The following is a 12,076-nucleotide window of genomic DNA, read 5'->3' on the forward strand; positions in this document are numbered from 1 at the left end:
TATTCTACATCCTACCTTTGTATATTCTGTTGAGAGTTAGTTTTCTATAAGCATAGTGCAGATAGTGATTTGGGTCCTGTATTTATTTGACTCTTCTTAATCATTAAGGGCGGGTAGTTTCGTTCCAAATACTTTTCCAATTTTTTACCCAGCAACAATGATGGTTGTAGTTTTGCATCACTTTAACGCGGGCTGTATTTTCCATTGTTAATTCTTGCATGTATGAATCAATTACAGGTTTAGGCATAATTTTGTCGTGCTCTCCTATAAGGTGAGTTTGTTTAATTTTGCTTAGTTGATGAATATAGTCAACAGGATTTAAAGATTTGTTTAGAGGGCTAATTTTTTGGAGTTGAGTCCATTTTTTGGGATTTAAGTTTCCAGCCACGGTAATTAGCATTTTTACATCTGTTCGTTGAGCTGCTATCAGTGCTGCTACTGTTGCTCCTCCTGAGTAACCTACTAAAACAATCGATTCCGCATGACTTTTCTTTATGAGTGTTTGTATCGCTTTGTTCATAGCTTGAATGACTTTTGTGGAAAATCGTGCATCTGTCCAATAGGTGGCTTTACAGTTTTTAGTTGTGTTTGCAGTGAATTGACAAGGTCGTGCTAGGTAAGCCACTGATTGATTAGGGTGTTGTAGCGCTAGTTTTAAGGCAAGTGGGTTTATTGGTGTTGGATTTGACGAAATTATGCTTTTAGAGAGCCAGGCTAATCCATCTCCTTCAATGTATATGGTAAGTAGCTTAGAGTGCTGGTTTTTTAAGTATTTAGGTTGGTAGCTGATAATATCAAATGCTTGGGTTTTAATTAGTATTTTTTGCCAGTTATTTCTTTTTATGAGGGTTTCTGTTGTTTGAATGCGTTCAGTTACCGAGGGCACGATACTGCAAGAACTTAAAGATACTAAAATAAGCATCGTAATTAGGGATATGATTATATTTTTTTTAGAAAATTTGTGCATAAAAAACCATTTGGGTAAGTAGCCTTTAAGGTGTTGAAGATATTGTGAGAGACGATGAATTTATTGATAAGGGTGTATTCCTAAATTTTTAGTCTAAATACATCTTTCACTATTTTCTGGCACCACGGGGGCTTGCAAAGGACTTGTATTTTTTTAAAAGTTGTTTGTTAGAGAGAAGCTGATTACATGCACATTTCTGGCATAGGAACCAGTTAAAAAGTCATTTTTTACATTTACTTTTTCATAGTTCGCAAAATTGTAGGCTGTCCCCAAGGTTAGGTTGGGTTTATATTGGTAAGTTAAGCCTAATCCATAAGTGGTGACTTTGCTGTCAAGCCAATCAAAATTAAGGTTTTTTTCTGGTACTGCCGTTCCCAAGTCTTGAGATAGGCCAAGTAATAAAGTTGTTTGACTGTTTAATTTTTGCGAAATACCAAGGTATATCGTGTCCGTATCTCGCCAATCTTTTATCGCCTCTGCCTGAAACAAGGCCGAAATCCCAGTTAAATCACGGTCTAACTTAAGTTGAGATGTGCTTAGCTCTCCCCAATAAATGCGACTAAAGGCCAATTCCAGAAGGGTATTTTTGAACTCATAGGCGCTAGACAATTTTAATGATGCTGGGGTTAGCATGTTCAGTTCTACTTTGCCGTCATAATTATCAATACCATCGCTAATTTTAGCCTTACCCATGAGTTTAGTTTTTGTTGAAAAACGGTAGTGTGCTGAGAAGCTGAGCTTTTCTGTTGGGCGATAACTTAATGCAATATTGGGACTGAGTGATGCGCCTTTAGTGTCGAGGTGTAAATGAATATCAGAACCCAACAAGTTGCCTTTGGCTTGTTGTTCTAGCATGGAGTAGTTCATTTGAATACCTGCACCGACAGCCCATTGTTCATTGAGTTCATAACTGATAACAGGGTTGATGAAAACACTGGCGGCAGAGGCTTTACCAATTAATAATGCTTGTGGTTGATTTTTCCAGTTGCTGCTGACGCCTTGGTAGGTTGTTGAGATTCCCCAGCGCCAATGATTGTATTGTGGCGAAACATAAAAACCATAAGGCATAAATGCATTGATAGGGTCTTGATTGCCACTGGCATCTGTTTCAGGTGTGGGTAAATTTACGCTTCCTGTAAAGGCTTGTCTTTCTTGATGTGCCAAAATGGCATCAAATTGAATGAGAGATTGTGGATTCTTTATCCACACTAAATTTGCCGGATTGTAATAGGCGGCATCTGCTGTTTTAGCTTGGCTTTGATAGGCGCCAGCAAGGGCAAATGATTGGCTGGAATGGTTAAAAGCATAATAGCCATTGGCAGAAATATTCGTTGAAATGACTAAGGTGAAAATAAAAGTGCTAAATTTTTTTTTCATATTATTGTTGTTTTAGTAATTTAGATTTAGGAGTTAATTCTTAATTTACTTTGTAATTTTTTTAGAAAATTCTAGCACTTAATGGATGAGGTTTTGGTGTTAATTAGGTAGCGTTAAGAAATTTTTTAAATTCTGCTAGATAGGGTAAATAAAGCTTAAGAATGAATTCAGGATTTTGAGTTTGGCTGTGCATTCAACCAATAATAATTTACTGGTTGAATGATCTAGTGCTTACAGGTTTTTACAGCTCATATATTGACCGTAAGGCGGGTTGCGCAACATGGTTTTGGAGTAGACCATATCGTTATAACTACCGCCATCAAAGTCTTGACGAATCTGAAAGCCGAGTAGCATACATTTGCCGTTTTTATTCTTTTGCGTAAACGCGACATTAGCGTAGCGATATAGTGGAATGCCAGTAATAGCATGCTTTTTAAAGAGCCAACCATCAGAAACTACGTGCGCTTTACCGGCTTTTTGACCATCTTGTTCTGCAATGCGTTTAGCGAGTTTGATTGATTGATCTGCCACACTGCCTTGGTGTAATTTACCTTTGCTAGGAATTTTGACATCTGCAAGCTGTTGACCATTAACTTTATCAAAATGGGCTTTTAATACGGCTTCTTGTTTTTTAGGGTCTTCCATTATCATGTCTATTGAGGTGGTCTCATAGTTTGGAATGTCTGACTCTTGCAGAGCAAATGTGGTTGGGTAGGCGACTTTCATATAACGCGGAGCTTTGCTTTCATCAACATGGCTTGGATCGCCCATGTAGATCATAAAAGTACCGTCTTCACCTTCGGCTAATCGAGTTAGTAGCGTGTTCTGCTGTACGGTCATAGCTTGCCCCGGTTGGGTAGGGTGTAGTGTCATATAGCTCCCTGAGATTAAGGTGTAAAAGGTATTTTTGCTCTCCACAAGCTTATTAACATTTTTATCTTCAGCAAACTCTAGCCAGGGTGTATCAGGTCTGTTTAAAGGATGAATGGTAATGCGTTTATTGCTGTTGATCGTCGTACGCTTCACAATAATATGATTAATGGGTTCAGCATCTCGGTAAACTGGATAGCCAAGAGGTTGCGTTAATATCATCTTTGTTTCTTGATTTGCGAATGCCGGTCCTCCAGGGAAGATGAATAGGCTGGTAAATAGTATTGTCAGTGTTTTAAGTAAAGTGAATTTTCGAAGGTGGTCTATTTGCATCATTAATTCCTTTGAGTTGGTTTGGCGTTTTTTAGTGAAATAAACACTCCCGATTTTATGAGAATAGACTAAGTAATTATATAGGGGGGATAGGCTATTTATGAAACGAGTTGCAATTTTAAGGATAGGAAGAAAGTTGGGGTTGTAGGGGGGATTTTTAATTTGAGACCTTTGCACGAGATAGGTACGAAAGAAAAATGAGGTAAAATTTGCCTGATTTTGGCGGAAAACGCAGGGAATAGCTAGCTATTCGTAAGGTGTCGCCCAACGGAAGTGCCCTTGGGGTACAACAAAAATCAGGTCAATTTTTACCTTCAAGGGGCACTTAGAACCATTTTTACTCGTGAATACTCTCGTGCAAAGGTCTCAATTTGCGTTGGAATCTAAAACTTGGCTAATTGCGTTATGAATTCCAGTGGTTAGCACTTTAAGCTGCGAAGCTGGAATGTTGTAGGCAGGCATGGTGTAAATTAATTTTCCAAAAGGTCTTAGCCAAATACCATTTTCTATTGCGGCGGCTTGAATGGCTGGGCCTAAATCATCGCGTTCTAATTCAACCACGCCAATGGCGCCCAGCACTCGGGTATCTTGAACCCCTTGTAGTTTTTTCAAGGGCAAAAGAGATTGTTGAAAGTGTGCTTGAATTCGGGCAATGTTGGCTTCCCAGGGAGAATCAAGTAGCACATCAATATTGGCAATGGCCGCTCGACACGCCAAAGGGTTGGCCATGTAGGTGGGCCCGTGTGCCAAAATACCGGGTTGACCTTGGCTGATGGTTTTGCTGATTTGGGCGGTTGCAAGGGCGGCGGCTAAGGTAATGTGGCCGCCAGTTAAGGTTTTGCCTAGGGTGAGAATGTCGGGTGAGATTTTAGCCCATTCACAGGCAAAGAGTTTGCCTGTTCGACCGAATCCAGTGGCAATTTCATCGGCAATCAACAAGATTTCAAATTCGTCACACAATTCTCGTACTTGCTTTAAATAGTCGGGGCGGTAAAACCGCATGCCGCCGGCACCTTGAACAATTGGTTCGATGGTGATGGCTGCAATTTCATTATGATGTTGCTTGAGTATGGCTTCTAGCGCTTGAATATCGGTATTGTCAGATTCAATATCAAACCCCATCTCTGGTGCTGGGGCAAAGAAGTGTTTAGGCAGTAATTCAGAAAATAAACTGTGCATGCCATTAACAGGGTCGCAAATCGCCATGGTGGCAAAAGTGTCTCCGTGATAACCATTTTTAACCGTGAGTAATTTGTTTTTACCAGGCCTGGTTAAACTAATCCAATATTGCATGGCCATTTTGATGGCGACTTCCATAGCAACTGAACCGGAATCCACAAAAAATACTTTTTCTAGGCCTGCGGGTGATAAGTTGACTAACCGTTTTGCAAGTTCTATAGCGGGTTCATGTGTTAGTCCGCCAAACATAATGTGCGGCATAGTGTCTATTTGTTCATGCATCGCTTGTTGAATTTTTGGGTGGTTGTAACCGTGCAATGCTGCCCACCAAGATGACATGCCATCAACCACTTCTCGGCCGTCGGCCAAAGTAATGATTGAGCCCTGTGTTTTGCTAACGCCAATTGCAGGAACAAGATTGGGTAATTTTGCATAGGGGTGCCAGATGTGTTTTTGATCGTAATCTAAAAGCGAATTCCAATCAGGTGTTGCGGGATTTGTGGGCATGAAGTTGGCCTTAGTTTTGTCTGCTTATGTTGTTTTTTTTAAAATAGCTTTTCTATTATAAAGATAAATTGCATCGGTCGTCGATTCCATAAATAGATAATTAATCACTGCTGTCCCACTTAATTTCTCACCAAGCCTAAACTCATTTGGGGCCTCACGTTTTCTACATTAGGTGGTGGCTTCAAAAGTTCTATTAACGGCCTTCTAATAAATAGATTCATTTGTAGTAATCTTAAAATCTGCTGAAAACTCTTTTTCGATCCTGATTGAAACTTAAGAAAAGCGATAATCAAATAAACACATAATGCGGCCATGAATTTGAGTCATTACCGCATTTTTAGAGTTACCTAAAAAAGCTTTGATTTTTAGATTTTGTTTGATCCATTTAAAGAAGAGTTCTACCTGCCAACGCTCTTTATATATATCTGCAATTGTCTGAGCTGACCAGTTCATTTGATTGGTAATAAACTGATAATCTTTTTGCGTGACGGGGTCGTAATAATTCACTAAGCGAATAGCGGGTAAGTTTTCTCTAAGGGATTTCTGTCCAGTGTATTCAATGATCTGATCAGAAATAATGTTTAAGTTTTTTGTCGTCGGTAACGTTTTTACAACTTTATACTTTGCATTGCCTCGGATTCTTGTTACCCATACCAACCCTTTTGAACTCAAGGCTTTGTGCCAGCTGAAGTTGTTATAACCTTTGTCAAAAACGAGTACACTTCCCTTTGGAAACTTCCATAAATCAACTTGTTTCATTTCAGACTCTTTGGCTCCTGTTAAGGATGCAAAAGCTGGGATAAGGCCATCATGATCAAGTCCAATATGCAGTTTCATGGCTGATTTTTTCTTATTGTAATCCGCCCATGGAAAAAGCTTCATGGAAAGATCAATAAGAGAACCATCCAACGAGAATAGCTTTGATTTGAATCTGAAATTATGTTTTGGTGAGTGCTGAGAGCATTGTTTGTAAAGCTTAGAAAACAAGTCAGAATAGAACTGATAATCTAGCTTTTCATTGGCTCGACTGAATGTCGTGCGTTTTATTTTTTGGCTGCCTAAATGATATTGCTGTTGGGGTTGTGACTCTATTGTGGCTTCAATATCTCGAAGGCTATGGCGTGCACCTATCTGGCCAATCGCCAAGGCTGCAAATTGAGACCAGCGACTTAAAGCGTCACTTCGTCTTTTCCCATCATGAATGCTTGAAAGCTTTTCAAATTCAAGTCTCGGAAACATTTTTAAGACTTGTGATAATACTGTATTATGAAAGCTCATAGTCTGAATCCTCTGTTATTACATATGTTTGGTGGTACTTACATTGTAACAATCTGTATGGATTCAGGCTTTTTCATTTTAGCTAAGTGGGACAGCAGTGATAATTAATGGTATAAATACTAAGTGAATTAGATTTTAGGTTAGTCGTTAAGCGAATGAAGGTTGATGCTGTGAAAAGAAAAGAGCAAATTAGAGAAGAGGTGGATCTGATGTTCGAACAGCTTCGACGCCAGCTACCGGGGTTGTGTCGTATAGCGGTTGCCTTATATGAAGAGGATAGCGATATCCTGCACTCTTTTTTAAAAAGTCCAGCTCAGTCTAAAGTCTTTACTCATTATAGTGAGTTTCTCTCTAAAGTACCTTCTTTAAAAGCGTTGGCTGATGATGGTGAGCCAAGAATTATTAGTGAATTAGTTGAGCCAGATTGTGCTGAGTCTCATTCGTATCACCGTCAAGAGTTAAGCAGTGTAGGGATTAAATCTAGTTATACCGTGCCTATGTATTTGGGGGAGAGTTTCTTAGGGTTTGTCTTTTTTGATGCCGACCAGACGGATTATTTTTCTGAAGACGTTATTGCTCAATTATCAATTTATACACGATTAATAGAAGCGTTATTGGTAATGGATATTTTACCTGTAAAAACGTTAATGGGTATGGTGAGCAGTACAAAACGAATAACAGGCTTCAAAGATGATGAAACTGGAAAACATATTGGTCGTGTATCGTCCTATGTTGAGCTAATCGCAACGGAGTTATCGAAGGTGTTGAATTTATCGGATGAATTTATAGAGTACGTTTGGCTTTATGCTCCACTGCATGATATTGGAAAAATTGGCGTAGCCGATGCGGTTTTATTGAAGCCAGAGTCATTGAATCCTGAAGAGTATGAACAGATGAAACTGCATGTTAATTTAGGTTTTGAAATGATTGAACAAATCATTGAAGACTTTGATTTTGGTAGTTTACATCATATTAGTATTTTAAGAAATGTCATCGCTTGTCATCACGAACGTTGGGATGGCAAGGGCTATCCTAAAGGCCTTAAGGGAGAAGAAATTCCATTAGAAGGTCGAATTATGGCGGTAGGAGATGTCTTTGATGCACTCAGTTCTTCTAGAGTATATCGAAATGCGTTTACTTTAGAGGATACCTTTGAATATATTGTTGCGCAGCGCGGTCGTAAATTTGATCCTCAATGTGTTGATGCATTTATAAATCAAAAAGAGCGAGTAATTGCTATTTATAAAAAATTCAAAGAGAGAGGGTTATAAAGATTTTTTGTTATTATTCGTAGGATGCGAAGGTCTCTTGTGGCTGAAACGATTTAAAGCCTAACTTATTAATAGCCAACTCAAAACTCTTTTCCAATGGAGCTTCGATAGCCATTTTTTTTTGAGTTTTAGGATGACTGAATTGTAGGCTTGTTGCCGCAAGATAGAGGCGATGTTGTCCAAGCCATTCATTAAAAAAATGGTTATGATGTCGGTCGCCATAGGTCACATCACCAATGATTGGATGGTGAATATGATTCATGTGTCGACGTAATTGATGTTTACGACCTGTTTTGGGGTTAAGTTTAATCAAAGAGTAACGTTGCTGTTCATAGCGACCTATTTTATGGTCAACTGTCGTTTGCGCTAAACATCTGTAGGCAGTTTCAGCCGGTTGAGGTTCAAGTTGCTCTCTCTTGAGTTTTTCAGCGATTTTATCTTTTTTATATTTTAATGCATGGTCTATATAGCCCGTGTCATCAACCCAGCCCCTACAAATAGCCAAATAGGTTTTGCTAATCGTGTGGTTCATAAACTGGTCACTAAGTTCTCGGGCAGTATTGGAATCTAACGCAAGAAGTAATAAGCCAGATGTTGCTTTGTCTAAGCGGTGAACGGGGTACACTTTATGATTAATCACATCTCGCGTGAGTTGTAACGCAAATTGAGTTTCATGTTTATCTATTGGGGAGCTATGAACTAATAGGCCAGCTGGTTTGTGAATAGCAACAATAAACTCATCTTGATAGAGAATGGTTAAGTTTTCTAATAGGCAATGAGTTTGCATTTATTTAACTCCTTAAACTGTCTAATACAACTCATTATTATAAATAGAGAACTTTGCAAGAGTAGGTGAATGTTTAAAAAGCGATGAGATTTGGCAGTAAAAACTGTGGTGGATATACGTGGTAGACATAATTGTGGCTTGTGACTGGATAATTTTTTGAGTAGATTTAGTGAGCCTGCTGTTAATCTATAGAAAACTAACTTATTGATTGTAAAGCCTTAGTAACTTATTGACAGCATAGCCAAGTTTACATTACACGAGAGTTGATGAATTTAATTTAAAAAAATGTGAGGTTTAGTGTTGACAGCTGTTAATAAATCTATAGAATACGCACTCACAATTTGGAGGGTTTCCCGAGCGGCCAAAGGGGGCAGACTGTAAATCTGCTGGCTCAGCCTTCGGTGGTTCGAATCCACCACCCTCCACCATATTGCGGGTATCGTATATTGGCTATTACCTCGGCCTTCCAAGCCGATGAGAGGAGTTCGATTCTCCTTACCCGCTCCATATTTTAAAGGCTCTCTTTGTTAATTTGTTAAATCAAGTTGATGGAGAGGGCCTTTTTAATTTGCTCTCATAGCTCAGTAGGTAGAGCGCATCCATGGTAAGGATGAGGTCATCGGTTCGATTCCGATTGAGAGCTCCATATTTTTTATTTTGGTGTCGTTATGTCTTGTACATAAGTCGCTATAACGGAGTTTGCATCATGGCAAAAGAAAAATTCGAACGCTCGAAACCGCACGTAAACGTTGGTACTATCGGTCACGTTGACCATGGTAAAACAACTCTAACTGCGGCATTAACAATTGTACAAGGTAAGAAATTCGGTGGAGACGTAAAAGACTTCGCTTCTATCGATAACGCACCAGAAGAAAGAGATCGTGGTATCACAATCTCAACTTCACACGTAGAATACGAATCAGAAACACGTCACTACGCACACGTTGACTGCCCAGGTCACGCGGATTACGTTAAAAACATGATCACTGGTGCAGCACAGATGGATGGAGCAATCCTAGTATGTTCAGCAGCAGATGGACCAATGCCACAAACACGTGAGCACATCCTATTATCACGTCAGGTAGGTGTACCATACATCGTTGTTTTCCTAAACAAAGCAGACATGGTAGATGATGAAGAGCTAATGGAACTAGTAGAAATGGAAGTTCGTGAACTTCTAGACATGTACGAATTCCCAGGTGACGATACTCCAGTTATCATTGGATCAGCAACTCTAGCGATCGCTGGTGACGATTCAGAAATTGGAGCGCCAGCAATCGGACGTTTAGTAGACGCGCTAGATGAATACATCCCAACTCCACAACGTGAAACTGACAAACCATTCCTAATGCCAGTAGAAGACATCTTCTCAATCCAAGGTCGTGGTACAGTTGCAACAGGACGTGTAGAGACAGGTGTTGTAAAAGTTGGTGAAGAAATCGAAATCGTCGGTATTCGTCCAACAACAATGACAACGGTTACCGGTGTTGAAATGTTCCGTAAACTGCTTGACCAGGGTGAAGCGGGTGATAACGTAGGTATTCTATTACGTGGTACTAAGCGTGAAGATATCGAACGTGGACAAGTTCTAGCACACAAAGGAACAGTAACTCCTCATACTAAGTTCGAAGCAGAAGTCTATGTACTAGGTAAAGACGAAGGTGGACGTCATACTCCATTCTTCAACGGATACCGTCCACAGTTCTACTTCCGTACAACTGATGTAACCGGTGCATGTGAATTACCAGCAGGAACAGAAATGGTTATGCCTGGTGACAACGTACAAATGACTGTAGAGTTAATCAACCCAGTCGCGATGGCAGAAGGTTTACGTTTTGCAATCCGTGAAGGTGGACGTACAGTTGGTGCAGGTGTTGTTGCTAAAATTATTGAATAATTTTTAGCTTAAATAGCGCTTGCCATAGCAAAGAAAGGGGGGTATAATCCCCTTTTTTTGTGAAACACTCCAGGGGTATAGCTCCAATTGGTAGAGCACCGGATTCCAAATCCGGGTGTTGGGAGTTCGAATCTCTCTACCCCTGCCATATTCCAACGGCCTGCATTTTCTGAATGCGGGTCGTTTTCAATTTAGCTGATAGGTTTATGAGTAAAGAAATAGAAAACCAAAGTGACTCGAATTCGTTAGATACAGCAAAGATGTTTTTATCTTTGGCTGTGCTAATCGGTTCTATAGTGGGATATTACATTTTTGACGAAATACACCCGGTTATTCGGGTTTTAGGCGTTGTTGCAGGTGCGGCAGTTGCTGTGTTTATTTTGTATCAAACTACTGTCGGTAGAAGTTGGTTTCATTACCTATCTCTTGCTAAAAGAGAAGTGCGTCAGGTCGTTTGGCCGACGCGTCCTGAAACAGTGCAGATGACGTTAATTGTTTTTGTAGTTGTTATTTTAATGGGTATCTTTTTATGGTTAGTTGATATGTTCTTTTTATGGGCAGTTAAGATATTAACAGGACAAGGTGGTTAAGATGGCTCAAAGATGGTATGTCGTGCATGCTTTTTCAGGGTATGAAAATAAAGTTAAAAACGCATTAGCTGAGTATGTTGAGCGTGCGGGTCTTGAAGACTCTTTTGGAGAGGTATTGGTGCCTTCAGAAGAAGTGGTTGAGATTCGTGATGGTAAGAAACGTACTAGTGAACGAAAGTTCTTCCCTGGGTATGTTCTTGTTCAGATGGATATGAATGAAGATTCATGGCATTTGGTTAAGAGTGTTCCGCAGGTGATGGGATTTATCGGTGGAACAAGTGATCGTCCCGCTCCAATTTCTCAAAAAGAAGTTGATCGTATTTTACAGCGTGTTGAAACAAGTGTAGATAAGCCGCGTCCTAAGGTTATCTATGAGCCAGGTGAGATGGTTCGTGTTGTTGATGGTCCATTCAAAGACTTTGAAGCGGTTGTTGAAGGCATCGATTACGACAAAAATAAATTACAAGTATCGGTATTAATCTTTGGTCGTTCAACTCCGGTTGAGCTTGAGTTTACTCAAGTAGAAAAGATTTAATATTTTTTAATCTTGGGGAGCCTTACGGCGTTATTACCCATATAGGAGAAAGTCATGGCTAAGAAAATCCAAGCCTATATTAAGTTGCAAGTACCAGCTGGTGCTGCAAACCCTAGTCCTCCAGTTGGTCCTGCTCTAGGTCAGCATGGTGTAAACATCATGGAATTCTGTAAAGCATTCAATGCTCAGACTCAAAGTCTTGAAGCTAAAATGCCTGTTCCAGTCATTATTACTGTATTTAATGATAAAAGTTTTACATTTGTTACAAAAACTCCACCAGCATCAATTCTTCTTAAGAAGGCGGCGGGCATTACAAGTGGATCAGCTATCCCTAACGTAGATAAAGTTGGAACAGTGACTCGTGCGCAGTTAGAAGAGATTGCGAACACTAAGATGGAAGATTTGAATGCTAACGATCTAGATGCAGCGGTAAAAATTATTGCTGGTTCAGCTCGTTCAATGGGCTTAGTGGTAGAGGGTTAATA

Annotated in this window: 11 protein-coding genes and 4 tRNA genes; 9 read left to right on the top strand and 6 right to left on the bottom strand. The window is 39.8% G+C overall.

The window, feature by feature from the left end:
• Positions 1–103: 103 nt before the first annotated feature.
• The 5 genes from BS34_RS0101075 to BS34_RS12075 all read right to left on the bottom strand — a co-directional run bounded on the left by BS34_RS0101075 (position 104) and on the right by BS34_RS12075 (position 6,511).
• Positions 104–886, bottom strand: coding sequence for an alpha/beta fold hydrolase (locus BS34_RS0101075; protein WP_158660953.1), 783 nt, complete (start codon positions 884–886; stop codon positions 104–106).
• A gap of 234 nt (positions 887–1,120) precedes the next feature.
• Entirely contained in the window at positions 1,121–2,344 is a 1,224-nt protein-coding gene (locus tag BS34_RS0101080; protein WP_029406716.1) for an OmpP1/FadL family transporter, read from the bottom strand.
• A 231-nt stretch (positions 2,345–2,575) separates the two neighbouring features.
• Entirely contained in the window at positions 2,576–3,436 is an 861-nt protein-coding gene (locus BS34_RS0101085; protein ID WP_029406717.1) for a hypothetical protein, read from the bottom strand.
• A 477-nt stretch (positions 3,437–3,913) separates the two neighbouring features.
• Entirely contained in the window at positions 3,914–5,233 is a 1,320-nt protein-coding gene (locus BS34_RS0101090; RefSeq protein WP_029406718.1) for an adenosylmethionine--8-amino-7-oxononanoate transaminase, read from the bottom strand.
• A gap of 273 nt (positions 5,234–5,506) precedes the next feature.
• The gene (locus tag BS34_RS12075) at positions 5,507–6,511 is read right to left on the bottom strand and encodes an IS4 family transposase (protein WP_051640615.1); all 1,005 of its coding nucleotides are present in this window, start codon (positions 6,509–6,511) and stop codon (positions 5,507–5,509) included.
• Positions 6,512–6,681: 170 nt separating this feature from the next.
• Here BS34_RS12075 and BS34_RS0101100 point away from each other — a divergent pair, with 170 nt between their 5' ends.
• Positions 6,682–7,782 (top strand): HD-GYP domain-containing protein, encoded by a 1,101-nt coding sequence (locus BS34_RS0101100; RefSeq protein WP_158660954.1) that lies wholly within the window; start codon positions 6,682–6,684, stop codon positions 7,780–7,782.
• Between the two features lie 13 nt (positions 7,783–7,795).
• Here BS34_RS0101100 and BS34_RS0101105 read toward each other — a convergent pair whose 3' ends face one another.
• Positions 7,796–8,569, bottom strand: coding sequence for a pseudouridine synthase (locus BS34_RS0101105; protein ID WP_029406720.1), 774 nt, complete (start codon positions 8,567–8,569; stop codon positions 7,796–7,798).
• 343 nt (positions 8,570–8,912) lie between these two features.
• On the opposite strand from BS34_RS0101105, the gene BS34_RS0101110 reads away from it, so the two are divergent.
• The 8 genes from BS34_RS0101110 to rplK all read left to right on the top strand — a co-directional run bounded on the left by BS34_RS0101110 (position 8,913) and on the right by rplK (position 12,074).
• A tRNA-Tyr gene (locus BS34_RS0101110) sits at positions 8,913–8,997 on the top strand.
• Positions 8,998–9,001: 4 nt separating this feature from the next.
• Positions 9,002–9,076 (top strand) — tRNA-Gly (locus tag BS34_RS0101115).
• Positions 9,077–9,139: 63 nt separating this feature from the next.
• Positions 9,140–9,215, top strand: a tRNA-Thr gene (locus BS34_RS0101120).
• Between the two features lie 60 nt (positions 9,216–9,275).
• Entirely contained in the window at positions 9,276–10,466 is a 1,191-nt protein-coding gene (gene tuf, locus BS34_RS0101125) for an elongation factor Tu (RefSeq protein WP_029406721.1), read from the top strand.
• A gap of 71 nt (positions 10,467–10,537) precedes the next feature.
• Positions 10,538–10,614 (top strand) — tRNA-Trp (locus BS34_RS0101130).
• A gap of 58 nt (positions 10,615–10,672) precedes the next feature.
• A complete protein-coding gene (secE, locus tag BS34_RS0101135; protein ID WP_029406722.1) occupies positions 10,673–11,056 on the top strand; it encodes a preprotein translocase subunit SecE in 384 nt (127 codons plus the stop codon).
• 1 nt (position 11,057) lies between these two features.
• Positions 11,058–11,591, top strand: a complete 534-nt coding sequence (gene nusG, locus BS34_RS0101140) for a transcription termination/antitermination protein NusG (RefSeq protein WP_029406723.1) — start codon at positions 11,058–11,060, stop codon at positions 11,589–11,591.
• Positions 11,592–11,645: 54 nt separating this feature from the next.
• Positions 11,646–12,074, top strand: coding sequence for a 50S ribosomal protein L11 (gene rplK / locus BS34_RS0101145; protein WP_029406724.1), 429 nt, complete (start codon positions 11,646–11,648; stop codon positions 12,072–12,074).
• Positions 12,075–12,076: the final 2 nt, after the last annotated feature.

The sequence above is a fragment of the Thiomicrorhabdus sp. Milos-T2 genome (assembly GCF_000702325.1).
Classification (GTDB): Bacteria; Pseudomonadota; Gammaproteobacteria; order Thiomicrospirales; family Thiomicrospiraceae; genus Thiomicrorhabdus.